Raw genomic sequence first — 17,979 nt, forward strand, 5'->3', positions numbered from 1 at the left:
TAACAGGTAGCCATATCGTGCTGCCTGTTAGAGCCTCATTTATATAATGGTTGATGATCGTGAGAGAAATCTTGCGTTATGATTGTTTATGTAGATAAGCAATAAGGGTAAAACCTGGAGATTAAAAGGGAGGTAGGCCCCTTGCTAGACGTTAATAATTTTGAGTATATGAAGATTGGTCTTTCTTCACCAGACAAGATTCGTTCTTGGTCACATGGAGAAGTGAAAAAACCTGAAACAATTAACTATCGTACATTAAAGCCAGAAAAAGATGGTTTATTCTGCGAAAGAATTTTCGGCCCACAGAAAGACTGGGAATGTCACTGTGGTAAATATAAACGTGTTCGTTATAAAGGTGTAGTCTGTGATCGCTGTGGCGTAGAAGTGACTCGATCAAAAGTTCGCCGTGAACGTATGGGTCATATTGAACTAGCTGCTCCTGTATCACATATTTGGTATTTCAAAGGTATTCCAAGCCGTATGGGACTTGTATTAGATATGTCTCCTCGTGCACTAGAAGAAGTTATTTACTTTGCTTCTTATGTTGTAACAGAAACAGGCGATACAACTTTGGAAAAGAAACAACTACTTTCTGAAAAAGAGTATCGTGCATACCGTGAGAAATACGGAAAGAAATTCCAAGCAGCTATGGGTGCTGAAGCTATCAAGAAGCTTCTTCAAGATATTGATACGGAAAAAGAAGTAGAAGCGTTGAAAGAAGAGTTGAAAACAGCTCAAGGACAACGTAGAACTCGTGCGATTAAACGATTAGAAGTGCTAGAAGCGTTCCGTAATTCTGGCAATGAGCCTTCATGGATGATTTTAGACGTTCTGCCGGTTATTCCGCCAGAGCTTCGCCCAATGGTTCAACTAGACGGTGGTCGTTTCGCGACATCTGATTTAAATGATTTATATCGTCGTGTAATTAACCGAAATAATCGTTTGAAACGATTATTAGATCTTGGAGCACCAAGCATTATCGTTCAAAACGAAAAACGTATGCTTCAAGAAGCTGTTGATGCATTGATTGATAATGGCCGCCGTGGTCGTCCAGTAACAGGACCAGGTAACCGTCCATTGAAATCATTATCTCATATGTTAAAAGGTAAACAAGGACGATTCCGTCAAAACCTTCTTGGTAAACGTGTAGACTACTCTGGTCGTTCAGTTATCGTTGTAGGACCTAACTTGAAGATGTATCAATGTGGTTTACCGAAAGAAATGGCGATTGAATTATTCAAGCCATTTGTTATGAAGGAGCTTGTTCAAAAAGGCTTAGCGCACAATATTAAATCAGCTAAACGTAAGATTGAACGTTTCTCTCCTGAAATTTGGGACGTATTAGAAGAAGTAATCAGAGAACATCCTGTATTGCTGAACCGTGCCCCAACGCTGCACAGACTTGGTATTCAAGCGTTTGAACCAACGCTAGTAGAAGGTCGCGCGATTCGCCTGCATCCACTTGTATGTACAGCATACAATGCCGATTTTGATGGTGACCAAATGGCCGTTCACGTACCATTGTCTTCAGAGGCGCAAGCAGAAGCACGCATGCTGATGTTAGCTGCTCAAAACATCTTGAATCCAAAAGACGGAAAACCAGTCGTAACGCCATCTCAGGATATGGTATTAGGGAACTATTACCTAACGTTAGAACGAGAAGGTGCAATGGGCGAGGGAATGGTCTTTAAAGATACAAATGAGGCATTACTTGCTTACCAAAATGGCTACGTGCACCTGCATTCTCGTTGTGCAGTGCAAGCTTCTTCTTTAAACAACCAAACGTTTACAGAAGAGCAAAATAATCAGCTGTTATTAACAACAGTTGGGAAATTAGTGTTCAATGAAATTTTACCGAATTCGTTCCCATACATTAACGAGCCAACTCGTTATAACTTAGAAACGAAAACACCGGAAAAATATTTTGTAGACAAAGGCGCTAATATTCTAGAGTTGATTAAAGCACAGCCAGTAATTGATCCATTTAAGAAAAAATATCTCGGAAATATCATTGCAGAAGTATTTAAACGTTTCAAAATTACAGAAACATCTAAAATGCTTGATCGCATGAAAGATCTTGGATTCAAATACTCTACAAAAGCCGGAATTACGGTTGGTGTAGCAGATATCGTGGTATTAGGTGAAAAGCAAGGAATTATCGATGAAGCACAACAGAAAGTAGATAATGTATTAAAACAATTCAGACGTGGTTTAATCACGGAAGATGAACGTTATGATCGCGTTATTGCGATTTGGAGTGCAGCAAAAGATACAATTCAGTCTAAACTGATGGATTCCTTAGATCGTCGTAACCCAATCTTTATGATGAGTGATTCTGGTGCCCGTGGTAACGCCTCTAACTTTACGCAGCTTGCGGGTATGCGTGGATTGATGGCCAACCCGGCTGGTCGAATTATTGAGTTACCGATTAAGTCAAGTTTCCGTGAAGGTTTAACGGTATTAGAGTACTTCATCTCTACTCACGGTGCGCGTAAAGGTCTTGCCGATACAGCACTAAAAACTGCCGATTCTGGTTACTTAACTCGTCGTCTAGTAGACGTAGCTCAAGACGTTATCATTCGTGAAGATGATTGTGGTACAGACCGCGGCTTGAAGATTTCTGCCCTAAGAGAAGGAACAGAAATTATTGAAGCACTTGAAGAACGTTTAGTAGGACGTTATGCAAGAAAAACGATCAAACATCCAGAAACGGATGAAGTAATTGTTCCAGAGAATGGCTTAATTACAGAAGATCTAGCTAATTATATTGAATCTCTAGGTATTGAAACTGTATGGATTCGCTCTGCCTTTACATGTAACACAAGCCATGGTGTATGTAAAAAATGTTATGGCCGTAACTTAGCAACTGGTCAAGCCGTTGAAGTGGGAGAAGCAGTTGGTACAATTGCCGCACAATCAATTGGTGAGCCAGGTACTCAGTTAACGATGCGTACATTCCATACAGGTGGGGTTGCCGGAGACGATATTACTCAAGGTTTACCTCGTATCCAAGAGATTTTTGAAGCAAGAAATCCAAAAGGTCAAGCGATTATCTCTGAAATTGAAGGTACGGTTGTTTCAATTAACGAGATTCGCGATAAACAACAGGAAATTGTGATTCAAGGAGCTGTTGAGTCTCGTACGTATACGGCACCATATACAGCACGTCTAAAGGTGAGAGTCGATTCACATGTACGCCGAGGCGAAGAGTTAACAGAAGGTTCCATCGATCCAAAAGAATTGTTGAAAGTAACAGATGTGTTAACTGTTCAAGAATATCTATTGCATGAAGTACAAAAGGTATATCGTATGCAAGGGGTAGAAATTGGTGATAAACATATCGAAGTAATGGTTAGACAGATGCTTCGCAAAGTTCGTGTCTTAGATGCGGGTGAAACGGATGTTCTACCAGGAACATTACTAGATGTACATCAGTTTACGCTTGCCAATACAGAAGCGTTAATGAACGGTAAATTACCAGCAACGGGACGTCCAGTTCTATTAGGTATTACAAAAGCATCTCTTGAAACAGATTCTTTCTTGTCTGCAGCATCGTTCCAAGAAACAACAAGAGTCTTAACAGACGCTGCAATTAAAGGGAAACGTGATGAGTTACTAGGCTTGAAGGAAAATGTTATTATAGGTAAGTTAATTCCTGCAGGTACGGGTATGCTTCGTTACCGCAAAGCACAGCCTGTAGTTGTTGAGGATGAAGAAACAGTTACAGTAGACTAATAACCCTTGAGGTTGGCTCAATAAAGAAGGGCGAGATCATTCACTTTAAAATAAAGTAGAATGGCTTAGCAGACTTTATTGAGTCAGCTTTTTAAAGTTATGTCAACATGGTTATTTCACGGAATAACAGTTGAAATAGATTGAAAATAAAGAGTCATATAGCTATAGTCTTTTAAACAAGGAAAACATTTACTAAAAAACTTTTTGAAAGAAGTTGACACCGGTTATTAAAAGGTGATAATATAGCAAAGGTGCTCCTACGTTACCTTGTAACTCTGGAGGATATAGACCATGTCTTATGAAAAAGTAATGCAGGCAAAGTCTGTGATTATAGGAACGAAACAAACAGTGAGAGCTCTGAAACACAATTTGATTCAAGAAATTATCATTGCTCGAGATGCGGATATTTACTTGACAGCGCGCGTTGTTGAAACTGCTACTGAGTTGAATGTTCCGGTCACATATGTTGATTCGATGAAGATGCTTGGAAAAGCATGCGGTATAGATGTCGGAGCAGCAACTGTTGCCCTAAAAAAGTAAACTCGTTTTTGCATCACAATTGCAAAGACTTTGTTTTTACCCATTTATGAACCACCTGGATGTGTGGTACTAGGAATGAAAAAGTGAAGGGAGGAAAAATAGAATGCCTACTATTAACCAATTAGTGCGCAAAGGTCGTGAATCTAAAGAAGTTAATTCAAAATCACCAGCGCTAAACAAAGGCTACAACAGCTTCAAAAAAGCACAAACTAACGTATCATCTCCGCAAAAACGTGGTGTTTGTACACGTGTTGGTACAATGACACCGAAAAAACCAAACTCTGCGTTACGTAAATATGCGCGTGTACGTTTAACAAACGGTATCGAGGTAACAGCTTATATCCCAGGTATCGGTCACAACTTACAAGAACACAGCGTGGTACTTATCCGCGGTGGTCATGTAAAAGATTTACCAGGGGTACGTTATCACATCGTTCGTGGTGCACTTGACACTGCTGGTGTTAACAACCGTATGCAAGGTCGTTCTAAATATGGCGCGAAGCGTCCAAAAGCTGCAAAAAAATAATCTAAAACTTACAATATGATTTTGTTTGAAAGGAGGAAAAATTAATGCCTCGTAAAGGACCTGTTTCAAAAAGAGACGTATTACCAGATCCAATTTATAATTCAAAACTTGTGACTCGTTTAATCAACAAAATGATGGTTGATGGACAAAGAGGTAAATCACAAAAAATTCTTTACTCTGCATTCGATCTTATTAAAGAACGTACTGGCAATGAACCAATGGAAGTGTTTGAACAAGCACTTAAAAACATCATGCCTGTATTAGAAGTTAGAGCACGCCGTGTAGGTGGTGCTAACTACCAAGTACCAGTTGAGGTGCGTCCAGACCGCCGTACAACTTTAGGTCTTCGTTGGTTAGTAAACTACTCTCGTCTTCGTGGAGAAAAAACGATGGAAGAGCGTTTAGCTTCTGAAATCATGGATGCAGCTAACAACACTGGTGCATCAGTTAAGAAACGTGAAGATACACACAAAATGGCGGAAGCGAACAAAGCGTTTGCTCACTACCGTTGGTAAGATTAAATACTATAAAATTAAATTCATAGAAGGAAGGAGAAAGACAAATGGCAAGAGAGTTCTCCTTAGCTAATACTCGTAATATCGGGATCATGGCTCACATCGATGCTGGTAAAACGACAACTACAGAACGTATTCTTTATTACACTGGTAAAATCCATAAAATCGGTGAAACGCACGAAGGTGCTTCACAAATGGACTGGATGGAGCAAGAACAAGAACGCGGAATTACAATTACATCTGCTGCAACAACTGCACAATGGAAAGGTAACCGTATCAACATCATTGATACTCCAGGTCACGTTGACTTCACTGTTGAAGTTGAGCGTTCCCTGCGTGTTCTTGATGGAGCTGTAGCTGTTCTTGATGCGCAATCAGGTGTTGAGCCTCAAACTGAAACAGTTTGGCGTCAAGCAACAACTTACGGAGTACCACGTATCGTATTCGTAAATAAAATGGACAAAATGGGTGCGGACTTCTTATATTCTGTAGGAACTCTACACGATCGCCTTCAAGCGAACGCTCACCCAATCCAATTACCGATTGGTGCTGAAGATAATTTCTCAGCAATCATTGACCTAGTAGAAATGAAAGCTACTTTCTACGGCAATGACCAAGGTACTGATATCACAGAAGGTGAAATTCCTGCAGAACACCTTGAGTTAGCTCAAGAATACCGCGAGAAATTAATCGAAGGTGTAGCTGAAGTTGACGAAGAACTAATGGAAAAATACCTAGGTGGAGAAGAAATCACAGTTGAAGAGCTTAAAGCAGCAATTCGTAAAGCGACAATCGCTGTTGAATTCTATCCAGTAATCTGTGGTACTGCTTTCAAACACAAAGGTGTACAACCAATGCTAGATGCAGTTATTGACTATCTTCCAGCTCCGACTGATGTACCAGCTATTAAAGGTACTCTTCCTGATAGTGAAGAGGAAGTTGAACGTCATTCAAGCGACGAAGAGCCATTCTCAGCACTTGCATTTAAAGTAATGACGGATCCATATGTAGGGAAACTTACATTCTTCCGTGTATACTCTGGTACATTACAATCAGGTTCTTATGTAGTAAACTCTACAAAAGGTAAACGTGAGCGTGTTGGGCGTATCCTTCAAATGCATGCAAACAGCCGTGAAGAAATCTCTGAAGTATACGCAGGGGATATCGCAGCTGCAGTAGGTTTGAAAGATACTACAACAGGTGACACTCTATGTGATGACAAAAACCAAGTTATTCTTGAGTCTATGGTATTCCCAGAGCCAGTTATCTCGCTTTCTGTTGAACCAAAATCTAAAGCTGACCAAGACAAAATGTCTCAAGCTTTACAAAAGTTACAAGATGAAGATCCAACATTCCGTGCGCATACTGACCAAGAAACAGGTCAAACAATTATCGCTGGTATGGGTGAGCTTCACTTAGATATCCTTGTTGACCGTATGCGTCGTGAATTCAAGGTAGAAGCGAACGTGGGGGCTCCTCAAGTAGCTTACCGTGAAACATTCCGTGCATCAGCACAAGTTGAAGGTAAATTCGTACGTCAATCTGGTGGTCGTGGACAATTTGGTCACGTGTGGATCGAGTTCTCTCCAAACGAAGAAGGAAAAGGCTTCGAATTTGAAAATGCTATCGTCGGTGGTGTTGTACCACGTGAATACATCCCTGCAGTTCAAGCTGGTCTAGAAGATTCTCTTGATCGTGGTGTACTTGCTGGATACCCACTTATCGATATCAAAGCAAAACTTTTCGATGGATCATACCATGATGTCGACTCCAACGAAATGGCGTTTAAAATCGCTGCATCTATGGCCCTTAAAAATGCAGTTTCTAAATGTCAACCAGTAATCCTTGAGCCAATTATGAAAGTAGAAGTTGTTATTCCAGAAGAATACCTAGGCGATATCATGGGTGATGTTACATCACGTCGTGGTCGTGTAGAAGGTATGGAAGCTCGCGGTAACACTCAAGTTGTTAAAGCGATGGTTCCACTATCTGAAATGTTCGGATACGCAACATCTCTACGTTCTAATACACAAGGACGCGGAACATTCTCTATGCACTTCGATCACTATGAAGAAGTACCAAAGAGCATTTCTGAAGAAATTATCAAAAAAAATAAAGGTGAATAATTGATTTTCATACTTTATTAAAGTATAACTACTTATGTAAGCTGTGATGGAAGAATTTTTCTTCTGTCACAGAACTATATACTTAATATTATTCGTAAATTTAAGGAGGAATTCCCTAATGGCTAAAGAAAAATTTGATCGTTCAAAACCACACGTTAACGTTGGAACAATTGGTCACGTTGACCATGGTAAAACTACTTTAACAGCTGCTATCACAACTGTACTTGCAAAATCAGGTGGTGCAGAAGCACGTGCTTATGACCAAATCGATGGTGCTCCAGAAGAAAGAGAACGTGGTATCACAATCTCTACTGCACACGTTGAGTACGAAACTGCTAACCGTCACTACGCACACGTTGACTGCCCAGGACACGCTGACTATGTTAAAAATATGATCACTGGTGCTGCTCAAATGGACGGCGGTATCTTAGTAGTATCTGCTGCTGACGGCCCAATGCCACAAACTCGTGAGCACATCCTTCTTTCTCGTCAAGTAGGTGTACCTTACCTTGTTGTATTCATGAACAAATGTGACATGGTAGACGATGAAGAACTTCTTGAATTAGTAGAAATGGAAATCCGTGATCTTCTTTCTGAATACGAATTCCCTGGTGATGATATCCCAGTTATCAAAGGTTCTGCTCTTAAAGCTCTTGAAGGAGATGCTGCTTGGGAAGAAAAAATTCACGAATTAATGACTGCTGTTGATGAGTATATCCCAACACCAACTCGTGATACTGATAAAGACTTCATGATGCCAGTTGAGGATGTATTCTCAATCACTGGACGTGGAACAGTTGCTACAGGTCGTGTTGAGCGTGGACAAATCAAAGTCGGTGACGTTGTTGAAATCATCGGTCTTTCTGAAGAGCCAAAATCAACTACTGTAACAGGTGTTGAAATGTTCCGTAAACTTCTTGACTATGCTGAAGCTGGTGACAACATCGGTGCACTTCTTCGTGGTGTAGCTCGTGAAGATATCCAACGTGGACAAGTACTTGCTAAACCAGGTTCAATCACTCCACACACTAAATTTAAAGCTGAAGTTTATGTTCTTTCAAAAGAAGAAGGTGGACGTCACACTCCATTCTTCTCTAACTACCGTCCTCAGTTCTACTTCCGTACAACTGACGTAACTGGTATCTGTAACTTACCTGAAGGCGTAGAAATGGTTATGCCTGGTGACAACATCGAAATGACTGTTGAATTGATCGCTCCAATCGCTATCGAAGAAGGTACTAAATTCTCTATCCGTGAGGGTGGACGTACTGTAGGCGCTGGCGTAGTTGCTACAATCAGCGAGTAATTTATAACTAACGATTTATAAATAGGAAGGGACGCCTTCTGAAAGGGCCAGACAGGACGCTGTCTGGCTTTTTTTATTGTATAGAAAACTAGTATAAGTACTTAGAAGCTATGATTTAACCAAAGTGTAGCTATATGGTCTGTAGTCTAGCTTGGCCGTTTATACCCTGTTCAATAGATAACTTCCTTTCCTAGTTCCTCTTTTCTTATATATGTCTTCTTTTCGCTGTATATCTATATAAATAACTTTACATAAAAAGTTTTATTTATTAATAGAAGAAACTGGTTTTAAATCTGTTGTGAACTAACTCTTGATAAGAGGGCTATATCTATGTATAATAGTAAAAGTGTGTTACACAAAGTTTATTTTAAGTTTTTCTTGCTTATTCTTTGTGTCTTGTGTATAATAGACAATGTTGGTCTTTGACTGCGATGATATGGAAGGTTGCTGACACACCCGGCCGCTTTGCCATGGCGAGTGAGTGGGAAATTTCCATTGAGAAGGTCTATTTTAAAATAGGCGAAAAGGAGGGAAAATAATGGCAAAACAAAAAATTCGTATCCGTTTAAAAGCATATGATCACAGAATTCTTGATCAATCTGCTGAGAAAATTGTTGAAACTGCAAAACGCTCTGGTGCGGCTGTATCTGGTCCAATCCCATTGCCAACTGAAAGATCTGTTTATACAATCCTTCGTGCGGTTCATAAATACAAAGATTCTCGTGAACAATTCGAAATGCGTACGCATAAACGTCTAATCGACATCGTTAATCCAACTCCGCAAACAGTTGATTCGTTGATGCGTTTAGATTTACCATCAGGCGTTGATATTGAAATTAAATTATAATTCATATAAAAATGAACAATTACTCTAGGAGGTGTGACTAATGACCAAAGGAATCTTAGGAAGAAAAATCGGTATGACTCAAGTTTTTGCTGAAAACGGTGAGCTTATTCCAGTAACAGTTATCGAAGCTGCGGAAAACGTTGTTCTACAAAAGAAAACGGTTGAAACAGACGGTTATGAAGCAATTCAAATCGGTTTCGAAACAAAGCGTGAAAAGCTTTCAAACAAACCTGAAAAAGGTCACGTTGAAAAAGCAAACACTGCTCCTAAGCGCTTCATCCGTGAATTCCGCGGAGCTAATCTTGGTGAATACGAGATCGGTCAGGAAGTCAAAGTTGATATTTTCGCTGAAGGCGAACTAGTTGATGTAACAGGAATTTCAAAAGGTAAAGGTTTCCAAGGTGCTATCAAGCGTCACGGACAATCTCGCGGACCAATGGCACATGGTTCTCGTTACCACCGTCGCCCAGGTTCAATGGGTCCTGTTGCTCCAAACCGTGTATTCAAAGGTAAATTGTTACCAGGACGCATGGGCGGAGAAAAAATTACTGTTCAAAACTTAGCGATCGTTAAAGTTGATGTTGAACGTAACTTACTATTGGTTAAAGGTAACGTACCAGGTGCGAGAAAAGCTTTAATCAAAGTAACTAGCGCTGTTAAAGCGAAGTAATATTTAAGAAAGGAGGAGCATTAGAATGCCAAAAGTTACATTGTTCAACCAAGCTGGATCACAAGTTGGAGATATCGAACTTAATGATTCTGTATTTGGTATTGAGCCTAATAATCACGTATTATTTGAAGCAATCATTATGCAACGAGCTTCCTTACGTCAAGGAACTCACAAAGTAAAAAACCGTTCTGAAGTTGCAGGCGGCGGACGTAAACCTTGGAAACAAAAAGGAACTGGACGCGCACGTCAAGGTTCTATCCGTTCACCACAATGGCGTGGTGGTGGTACTGTATTCGGACCAACTCCAAGATCTTACGCTTACAAATTACCGAAAAAGGTACGTCGTTTAGCGATTAAATCTGCATTATCTGCTAAAGCATTAGAAGAGAACATCCTAGTTCTTGAAAGCTTATCTTTCGAAGCTCCAAAAACGAAAGAATTTGCAGCAGTTCTAAATAATCTTTCTGTTGATACTAAAGCATTAGTCGTTACTAATGGAGTAGATGAGAAAGTTGCTCTTTCTGCTCGTAACATCCCAGGTGTTACTGTAGTGGAAGCTGAGGGTCTTAATGTTCTTGATGTTGTATCACACAACAAATTGATCTTGACTAAATCAGCTGTCGAAAAAGTAGAGGAGGTGCTTGCATAATGGACGCACGCGATATCATTAAGCGCCCCGTAATTACTGAAGCTTCTTCAGACGCAATGGCTGAGAAGAAGTACACTTTTGAAGTTGATGTGAAAGCTAACAAAACTCAAGTTAAAGATGCTGTTCAAGAAATCTTTGGCGTAAAAGTTGAGAAAGTAAACATCATGAACTACAAAGGGAAATTCAAACGCATGGGTAAACATGCAGGCTACACTAACAAACGCCGTAAAGCTATTGTTAAACTAACTGCTGATAGCAAAGAAATCGAGCTATTTGAAGCTTAATTCATATTCATAAGAGAAGGAGGGAAATACAATGGCGATTAAAAAGTATAAACCTACCTCTAACGGTCGACGCAACATGACAACTTCTGACTTTGCTGAGATTACTACAGACAAACCAGAAAAATCATTACTTGCTCCCCTTCATAGTAAAGGCGGCCGTAACAACCAAGGTAAGTTAACAGTTCGTCATCAAGGTGGCGGTCACAAGCGTCAATACCGTATCATCGATTTCAAACGAAATAAAGATGGTATACCAGGACGCGTTGCTACAATTGAGTACGATCCAAATCGTTCTGCAAACATTGCATTAATTAACTATGTAGATGGAGAAAAACGTTATATCCTAGCTCCTAAAAACCTAGAAGTAGGTATGGAGATTATGTCAGGTCCTGAAGCTGATATTAAAGTAGGTAACGCTCTTCCATTAGCTAACATTCCAGTTGGTACAGTAATCCATAACATCGAACTTAAACCAGGAAAAGGTGGACAACTAGTCCGTTCAGCAGGTACATCTGCTCAAGTACTTGGTAAAGAAGGTCGTTATGTACTTGTACGTTTAAACTCTGGTGAAGTTCGTATGATTCTTGCTACATGCCGTGCTTCAATCGGTCAAGTAGGTAACGAACAACATGAACTTATCCACATCGGTAAAGCAGGTCGTTCACGTTGGTTAGGTAAACGCCCAACAGTTCGTGGATCTGTAATGAACCCGAATGATCACCCACACGGTGGTGGTGAAGGTCGTTCACCAATCGGACGTAAATCACCAATGTCTCCATGGGGTAAACCAACTCTTGGATACAAAACACGTAAGAAAAAGAACAAATCCGATAAATTTATCGTACGTCGTCGTAAAAAATAACGGGATTGAACTACGGTTCATTCAAAGAACCGTAGAACGATCACGAAGGGAGGTACTCGCATGGGTCGTAGCTTAAAAAAGGGGCCTTTTGTTGATGATCATTTAATGGTTAAAATTGAAAAGTTAAATGAAGCAGATAAGAAGCAGGTTGTAAAAACTTGGTCTCGTCGTTCAACAATCTTCCCACAATTCATCGGACACACAATCGCAGTTTATGATGGTCGTAAACATGTGCCGGTTTATGTAACTGAAGATATGGTAGGTCACAAACTAGGCGAATTCGCGCCAACACGAACTTATAAAGGTCACGCAAGTGACGATAAGAAAACAAGACGTTAATGAGAGGAGGGCATCTCATGCAAGCAAAAGCTGTCGCTAAAACAGTTCGTATTGCACCTCGTAAAGTCCGTTTAGTAGCTGATTTAATTCGAGGCAAACAAGTAGGTGAGGCAGTTGCGATTCTTCGTTTAACTCCAAAAGCTGCATCTCCAGTTGTAGAAAAAGTTCTTAAGTCTGCTATCGCAAACGCAGAACATAACTACGAAATGGATATCAACAACCTAGTTGTTTCAGAGGCATACGTTAATGAAGGACCAACTTTAAAACGTTTCCGTCCTCGCGCTCAAGGTCGTGCGAGTGCGATTAACAAACGTACTAGTCATATTACAATCGTTGTATCAGAAAAGAAGGAGGGATAATCTGTGGGTCAAAAGGTAAATCCAATCGGTATGCGTATTGGGATCATCCGAGATTGGGAGTCCAAGTGGTACGCTGATAAAGACTATGCAGAACTTTTACATGAAGACCTTAAAGTTCGTGAATATATCACGAAACGTTTAAGCGATGCTTCTGTATCAAAAGTTGAAATTGAACGTGCTGCTAACCGCATTAACATTTCTGTACACACAGCTAAGCCGGGTATGGTTATTGGTAAAGGTGGTACTGAAGTTGAAGCGCTTCGTAAAGCATTAAACCAATTAACAGGTAAAAGAGTTCATATCAACATCATTGAAATCAAAAGAGCAGATCTTGATGCAAAATTAGTTGCAGAAAACATCGCTCGTCAATTAGAAAATCGTGTTTCATTCCGTCGTGCTCAAAAGCAAGCTATCCAACGTACTATGCGCGCTGGTGCTCAAGGAATCAAAACGCAAGTTTCTGGTCGTCTTGGCGGTGCTGATATCGCTCGTGCTGAACATTACAGTGAAGGAACTGTTCCTCTTCACACACTTCGTGCTGACATTGATTATGCTCATGCAGAAGCAGACACTACTTACGGTAAATTAGGCGTAAAAGTTTGGATCTACCGTGGAGAAGTTCTTCCTACTAAGAAGAAATCTGAGGAAGGAGGAAAATAATATGTTATTGCCAAAACGCGTAAAATATCGTCGTGAACACCGCGGTAAAATGAGAGGGAATGCTAAAGGTGGTACTGAAGTACATTTCGGAGAATATGGCCTTCAAGCACTTGAAGCTTCTTGGATCACAAACCGTCAAATCGAAGCTGCACGTATTGCAATGACACGTTACATGAAACGTGGCGGTAAAGTTTGGATTAAAATTTTCCCAAGCAAACCTTACACTGCTAAACCACTTGAAGTCCGAATGGGTTCTGGTAAAGGGGCTCCTGAAGGATGGGTTGCAGTTGTTAAACCAGGTAAAGTAATGTTCGAAATCTCTGGTGTATCTGAAGAAGTTGCACGTGAAGCATTACGTCTTGCAATGCACAAACTTCCAGTTAAATGTAAGTTTGTAAAACGAGAAGAAATTGGTGGTGAATCAAGTGAAAGCTAATGAAATCAAAGAATTAACCACTGCCGAAATTGAACAAAAAGTAAAATCTCTTAAAGAAGAATTATTTAATCTTCGTTTCCAGTTAGCTACTGGGCAACTTGAAAATACAGCTCGCATCCGTGAAGTGCGCAAATCGATCGCTCGTATGAAAACAGTTGTTCGTGAAAGAGAGATCGGTGTCAATAATCGATAATTGAATGGAGGTTTGCAGAATGAGCGAACGCAACCAACGTAAAGTCTACACTGGCCGCGTTGTATCCGATAAAATGGATAAAACAGTAACAGTCCTTGTAGAAACGTATAAAAAGCATTCTTTATACGGTAAGCGCGTAAAGTACTCGAAGAAATTCAAAGCTCATGACGAGCTGAATGAAGCGAAAATCGGCGATGTAGTACGTATTATGGAAACTCGTCCACTTTCAGCGACAAAACGCTTCCGTTTAGTAGAAGTAGTAGAAAAAGCAGTTATTATCTAATCTATGTTCGGAGTAAGCTAATTCCGAAGGGAGGTACCGTACATGATTCAACAAGAATCTCGTTTAAAAGTAGCAGACAACTCTGGTGCTCGTGAGGTTTTAACAATTAAAGTTCTTGGTGGTTCTGGTCGTAAAACTGCAAATATCGGTGATATCATCGTTGTTACAGTTAAACAAGCAACACCAGGTGGCGTTGTTAAAAAAGGTGATGTAGTTAGAGCCGTTGTCGTACGTACAAAAAGCGGTGTACGTCGTCCTGATGGATCTTACATTAAATTCGATGAGAATGCTTGTGTAATTATCCGTGACGATAAGAGCCCGCGTGGAACACGTATCTTTGGACCAGTTGCTCGTGAATTACGTGACAACAATTTCATGAAGATCGTTTCTCTAGCTCCAGAAGTTCTATAATTGATAAATATCGTAAAAGCCTTTCAAGGAGGTGCGAAGCTAATGCATGTTAAAAAAGGTGACAAAGTCGTAGTTATCTCTGGTAAGGACAAAGGCAAACAAGGTACAATCCTTGCAGCATACCCAAAGAAAAATCGTGTGCTTGTTGAGGGAGTAAACATCGTGAAAAAGCATTCTAAGCCATCACAAGCTAATCCACAAGGTGGAATTATTAGTCAAGAAGCTGCTATTCACGTTTCTAATGTTATGCCGCTTGATCCAAAATCAGGTAAACCAACTCGTGTTGGATACAAGATTGAAAACGGCAAAAAAGTACGCGTAGCTAAAATATCAGGTGAAACTTTAGATAAATAAGTCATAAATGAAGGGAGGTAACTAAATAATGAGCCGCCTTAGAGAAAAATACCAAAACGAAATTACTCCATCTTTAATGGGTAAATTCAATTATCAATCAGTAATGCAAGTACCAAAGATCGAAAAGATCGTTATTAATATGGGTGTGGGTGATGCTGTTGCTAACTCAAAAGCACTAGATGTTGCTGTTGAAGAATTACAACAAATCGCTGGTCAAAAACCTGTAGTAACAAAAGCGAAAAAATCAATCGCAGGATTCCGTTTACGTGAAGGTATGCCTATCGGTGCGAAGGTTACACTACGTGGAGAGCGTATGTATCAATTCCTTGATAAGCTAGTTTCTGTTTCTTTACCACGTGTACGTGACTTCCGCGGCGTTTCAAAAAAATCATTTGATGGTCGTGGAAACTACACATTAGGTGTAAAAGAACAGCTAATCTTCCCTGAGATTGACTACGATAAAGTGAGCAAAGTTCGTGGTATGGACATCGTTATCGTAACGACTGCCAATACAGATGAAGAAGCTCGTGAACTACTTACTCAAATCGGAATGCCGTTCCAAAAGTAATCAAAAAAGGGAGGCTATAACGTGGCTAAAAAGTCTATGGTCGTAAAACAAAAGCGCGGACCTAAGTTTAAAGTACAAGAATATACACGCTGCGAACGTTGCGGACGTCCACATTCTGTATACCGTAAATTTAAACTTTGCCGTATTTGTTTCCGCGAACTTGCATATAAAGGACAAATTCCTGGCGTGAAAAAAGCTAGCTGGTAAAACCCGAGTTTGGGAAGGAGGTAAAATAAAATGGTCATGACAGATCCTATTGCAGATATGCTTACTCGCATCCGTAATGCGAACATGGTACGTCACGAAAAATTAGAAGTTCCTGCTTCTAAGATCAAAAGAGATATCGCTGAGATCTTGAAAAAAGAGGGCTTCGTGCGTGACGTTGAGTTTATCGAAGACAATAAACAAGGTATCATCCGTATCTTCTTAAAATACGGTGGAAACAACGAGCGTGTAATTACTGGATTAAAACGTATTAGTAAACCTGGTTTACGTGTATACGCAAAAACTGGTGAAGTACCACGCGTTCTTAATGGATTAGGTATCGCAATTGTTTCAACTTCTCAAGGAGTTTTAACTGATAAAGAAGCTCGCGCTAAACAAGTAGGCGGAGAAGTATTAGCATACGTTTGGTAATACATTGTTACAAGAATGGAGGTGCACTAAATGTCACGTGTAGGTAAAAAACCTATTGAAATTCCTGCTGGCGTTACAGTTACAATCAACGGTAGTGATGTAACTGTAAAAGGACCTAAAGGTGAATTATCTAGATCGTTTAATACGGATCTTACAATCACTCAAGAAGAAAACGTAGTTACAGTAACACGTCCTTCTGATTCAAAGGAGCACCGTACTATCCATGGTACAACTCGTGCTGTACTTTCAAACATGGTTGAAGGTGTTTCTAAAGGATTCGAAAAATCATTAGAACTTATCGGGGTTGGTTACCGTGCTCAAAAGCAAGGTAACAAACTAGTTCTTAATGTAGGGTATTCTCACCCTGTTGAATTTGAAGCTGAGCAAGGACTTGAAATTGAAGTTCCTTCAAATACAAAAATCATTGTTAAAGGTATTAGTAAAGAACGTGTAGGCGCTCTTGCAGCTGATATCCGTGATGTTCGCCCACCAGAGCCTTATAAAGGTAAAGGTATTCGTTACGAAGGTGAATATGTTCGTCGTAAAGAAGGTAAAACTGGTAAGTAATGTCGCATAAGTAAACGAAAGGAGTGACGTAAATGATTACGAAGCTTGATAAAAACGCTACTCGTCAGAAAAGACACGCGCGTGTCCGTGCGAAACTTTCTGGTACAGAAGCTCGTCCTCGTTTAAATGTGTTCCGTTCAAACAAACACATTTACGCACAATTAATTGACGATGTAAAAGGCGTAACTTTAGCAAGTGCTTCTACTCTTGATAAAGAGATCGGTACAGAAGCTACTAGCAATGCTGAAGCAGCTCAAAAAGTTGGCGAACTTATTGCGAAACGTGCTGTAGAAAAAGGTTACACAACTGTGGTATTTGACCGCGGGGGTTACCTTTTCCATGGTCGTGTAAAAGCATTAGCTGACGCTGCTCGTGAAAACGGCTTAGAATTTTAATGGATAAGGAGGGACAAAACAGATGCGTCGTATTGATCCTAATAAATTAGAACTTGAAGAACGCGTAGTTACCGTTAACCGTGTAGCTAAAGTTGTAAAAGGCGGACGTCGTTTCCGTTTCACTGCACTTGTAGTTGTTGGTGATAAAAACGGTCACGTTGGATTCGGTACTGGTAAAGCTCAAGAAGTTCCAGATGCGATCCGCAAAGCTATCGAGGATGCTAAGAAAAACTTAATTACGTTACCAATGGTTGGAACAACTATTCCGCACCTTGTTAACGGACGTTTCGGTGCAGGTCACGTATTATTAAAACCTGCTTCTGCCGGTACTGGAGTTATCGCTGGTGGACCAGTTCGTGCAGTCTTAGAATTAGGTGGTATCCAAGATATTCTTTCTAAATCTCTAGGTACAAGTACACCAATTAACATGGTTCGTGCAACAATCGAAGGATTAAAGCAATTGAAACGTGCTGAGGACGTAGCTAAGTTACGTGGTAAATCAGTAGAAGAACTGTTAGGATAAGGGGGGGAATTCAAATGGCTAAATTAGAAATTACCCTTACTCGTAGCTTGATTGGTCGCCCTGAAGATCAACGCGTTACAGTTAACACACTGGGTTTACGTAAAATGCATCAAACAGTTGTTCATGATGATAACCCTGCGATTCGCGGTATGATTACCAAAGTTGCTCATCTTGTTACTGTAAAGGAACAATAAA

At 40.2% G+C, this 17,979-nt stretch carries 26 protein-coding genes; all 26 read left to right on the top strand.

Features of this window, described 5'->3' with window-relative positions; all coding sequences use genetic code 11:
- Window positions 1-141 precede the first annotated feature (141 nt).
- Window positions 142-3,735 carry a DNA-directed RNA polymerase subunit beta' gene (rpoC, locus tag D1953_RS16110; RefSeq protein WP_119118205.1) on the top strand — a complete coding sequence of 1,198 codons (3,594 nt, stop codon included), beginning with the start codon at window positions 142-144 and terminating at the stop codon, window positions 3,733-3,735.
- A gap of 291 nt (window positions 3,736-4,026) precedes the next feature.
- Window positions 4,027-4,275, top strand: a complete 249-nt coding sequence (locus D1953_RS16115) for a 50S ribosomal protein L7ae-like protein (protein WP_119118206.1) — start codon at window positions 4,027-4,029, stop codon at window positions 4,273-4,275.
- A 103-nt stretch (window positions 4,276-4,378) separates the two neighbouring features.
- The gene (rpsL, locus tag D1953_RS16120; RefSeq protein WP_119118207.1) at window positions 4,379-4,801 is read left to right on the top strand and encodes a 30S ribosomal protein S12; all 423 of its coding nucleotides are present in this window, start codon (window positions 4,379-4,381) and stop codon (window positions 4,799-4,801) included.
- 44 nt (window positions 4,802-4,845) lie between these two features.
- Window positions 4,846-5,316, top strand: a complete 471-nt coding sequence (rpsG, locus tag D1953_RS16125; protein ID WP_119118208.1) for a 30S ribosomal protein S7 — start codon at window positions 4,846-4,848, stop codon at window positions 5,314-5,316.
- Window positions 5,317-5,363: 47 nt separating this feature from the next.
- Window positions 5,364-7,442: an elongation factor G gene (fusA, locus tag D1953_RS16130; RefSeq protein WP_119118209.1), complete on the top strand. Its 2,079-nt coding sequence runs from the start codon at window positions 5,364-5,366 to the stop codon at window positions 7,440-7,442.
- Between the two features lie 118 nt (window positions 7,443-7,560).
- Complete coding sequence (tuf, locus tag D1953_RS16135; RefSeq protein WP_119118210.1) at window positions 7,561-8,748, top strand: elongation factor Tu; 1,188 nt, start codon at window positions 7,561-7,563, stop codon at window positions 8,746-8,748.
- Window positions 8,749-9,286: 538 nt separating this feature from the next.
- On the top strand, window positions 9,287-9,595 hold the full coding sequence (gene rpsJ / locus D1953_RS16140) for a 30S ribosomal protein S10 (protein WP_019244375.1): 309 nt from the start codon (window positions 9,287-9,289) through the stop codon (window positions 9,593-9,595).
- 40 nt (window positions 9,596-9,635) lie between these two features.
- Window positions 9,636-10,265, top strand: a complete 630-nt coding sequence (gene rplC, locus D1953_RS16145; protein WP_119118211.1) for a 50S ribosomal protein L3 — start codon at window positions 9,636-9,638, stop codon at window positions 10,263-10,265.
- 25 nt (window positions 10,266-10,290) lie between these two features.
- Window positions 10,291-10,914 carry a 50S ribosomal protein L4 gene (gene rplD / locus D1953_RS16150; protein ID WP_119118212.1) on the top strand — a complete coding sequence of 208 codons (624 nt, stop codon included), beginning with the start codon at window positions 10,291-10,293 and terminating at the stop codon, window positions 10,912-10,914.
- The gene (rplW, locus tag D1953_RS16155; protein ID WP_119118213.1) at window positions 10,914-11,198 is read left to right on the top strand and encodes a 50S ribosomal protein L23; all 285 of its coding nucleotides are present in this window, start codon (window positions 10,914-10,916) and stop codon (window positions 11,196-11,198) included. Before rplD ends, rplW begins: the two co-directional genes overlap by 1 nt.
- 31 nt (window positions 11,199-11,229) lie before the next feature.
- The gene (gene rplB, locus D1953_RS16160) at window positions 11,230-12,060 is read left to right on the top strand and encodes a 50S ribosomal protein L2 (protein WP_119118214.1); all 831 of its coding nucleotides are present in this window, start codon (window positions 11,230-11,232) and stop codon (window positions 12,058-12,060) included.
- 60 nt (window positions 12,061-12,120) lie between these two features.
- A complete protein-coding gene (gene rpsS / locus D1953_RS16165) occupies window positions 12,121-12,399 on the top strand; it encodes a 30S ribosomal protein S19 (protein WP_119118215.1) in 279 nt (92 codons plus the stop codon).
- A gap of 17 nt (window positions 12,400-12,416) precedes the next feature.
- Window positions 12,417-12,758, top strand: a complete 342-nt coding sequence (rplV, locus tag D1953_RS16170; RefSeq protein WP_119118216.1) for a 50S ribosomal protein L22 — start codon at window positions 12,417-12,419, stop codon at window positions 12,756-12,758.
- A gap of 3 nt (window positions 12,759-12,761) precedes the next feature.
- A complete protein-coding gene (rpsC, locus tag D1953_RS16175) occupies window positions 12,762-13,418 on the top strand; it encodes a 30S ribosomal protein S3 (protein WP_119118217.1) in 657 nt (218 codons plus the stop codon).
- Between the two features lies 1 nt (window position 13,419).
- Entirely contained in the window at window positions 13,420-13,854 is a 435-nt protein-coding gene (gene rplP, locus D1953_RS16180) for a 50S ribosomal protein L16 (protein ID WP_119118218.1), read from the top strand.
- Complete coding sequence (gene rpmC / locus D1953_RS16185; protein ID WP_028390454.1) at window positions 13,844-14,047, top strand: 50S ribosomal protein L29; 204 nt, start codon at window positions 13,844-13,846, stop codon at window positions 14,045-14,047. The genes rplP and rpmC overlap by 11 nt, the downstream gene beginning before the upstream one ends.
- 19 nt (window positions 14,048-14,066) lie before the next feature.
- Complete coding sequence (gene rpsQ / locus D1953_RS16190; RefSeq protein ID WP_041101764.1) at window positions 14,067-14,330, top strand: 30S ribosomal protein S17; 264 nt, start codon at window positions 14,067-14,069, stop codon at window positions 14,328-14,330.
- Window positions 14,331-14,372: 42 nt separating this feature from the next.
- Complete coding sequence (gene rplN / locus D1953_RS16195) at window positions 14,373-14,741, top strand: 50S ribosomal protein L14 (RefSeq protein ID WP_119118219.1); 369 nt, start codon at window positions 14,373-14,375, stop codon at window positions 14,739-14,741.
- A 42-nt stretch (window positions 14,742-14,783) separates the two neighbouring features.
- On the top strand, window positions 14,784-15,095 hold the full coding sequence (gene rplX / locus D1953_RS16200) for a 50S ribosomal protein L24 (protein ID WP_119118253.1): 312 nt from the start codon (window positions 14,784-14,786) through the stop codon (window positions 15,093-15,095).
- Window positions 15,096-15,123: 28 nt separating this feature from the next.
- Window positions 15,124-15,663 (top strand): 50S ribosomal protein L5, encoded by a 540-nt coding sequence (gene rplE / locus D1953_RS16205; protein ID WP_119118220.1) that lies wholly within the window; start codon window positions 15,124-15,126, stop codon window positions 15,661-15,663.
- Window positions 15,664-15,684: 21 nt separating this feature from the next.
- Entirely contained in the window at window positions 15,685-15,870 is a 186-nt protein-coding gene (locus tag D1953_RS16210; protein ID WP_050613643.1) for a type Z 30S ribosomal protein S14, read from the top strand.
- Between the two features lie 30 nt (window positions 15,871-15,900).
- Window positions 15,901-16,299, top strand: a complete 399-nt coding sequence (gene rpsH / locus D1953_RS16215) for a 30S ribosomal protein S8 (protein WP_119118221.1) — start codon at window positions 15,901-15,903, stop codon at window positions 16,297-16,299.
- Window positions 16,300-16,329: 30 nt separating this feature from the next.
- Window positions 16,330-16,866: a 50S ribosomal protein L6 gene (gene rplF / locus D1953_RS16220; protein WP_119118222.1), complete on the top strand. Its 537-nt coding sequence runs from the start codon at window positions 16,330-16,332 to the stop codon at window positions 16,864-16,866.
- Window positions 16,867-16,898: 32 nt separating this feature from the next.
- Window positions 16,899-17,261: a 50S ribosomal protein L18 gene (gene rplR / locus D1953_RS16225; protein WP_119118223.1), complete on the top strand. Its 363-nt coding sequence runs from the start codon at window positions 16,899-16,901 to the stop codon at window positions 17,259-17,261.
- A 22-nt stretch (window positions 17,262-17,283) separates the two neighbouring features.
- The gene (gene rpsE, locus D1953_RS16230) at window positions 17,284-17,784 is read left to right on the top strand and encodes a 30S ribosomal protein S5 (protein WP_119118224.1); all 501 of its coding nucleotides are present in this window, start codon (window positions 17,284-17,286) and stop codon (window positions 17,782-17,784) included.
- Window positions 17,785-17,798: 14 nt separating this feature from the next.
- The gene (rpmD, locus tag D1953_RS16235; RefSeq protein WP_119118225.1) at window positions 17,799-17,978 is read left to right on the top strand and encodes a 50S ribosomal protein L30; all 180 of its coding nucleotides are present in this window, start codon (window positions 17,799-17,801) and stop codon (window positions 17,976-17,978) included.
- Window position 17,979 lies beyond the last annotated feature (1 nt).

This window comes from Peribacillus asahii (assembly GCF_003570725.1).
Taxonomy (GTDB): Bacteria; Bacillota; Bacilli; order Bacillales; family DSM-1321; genus Peribacillus; species Peribacillus asahii.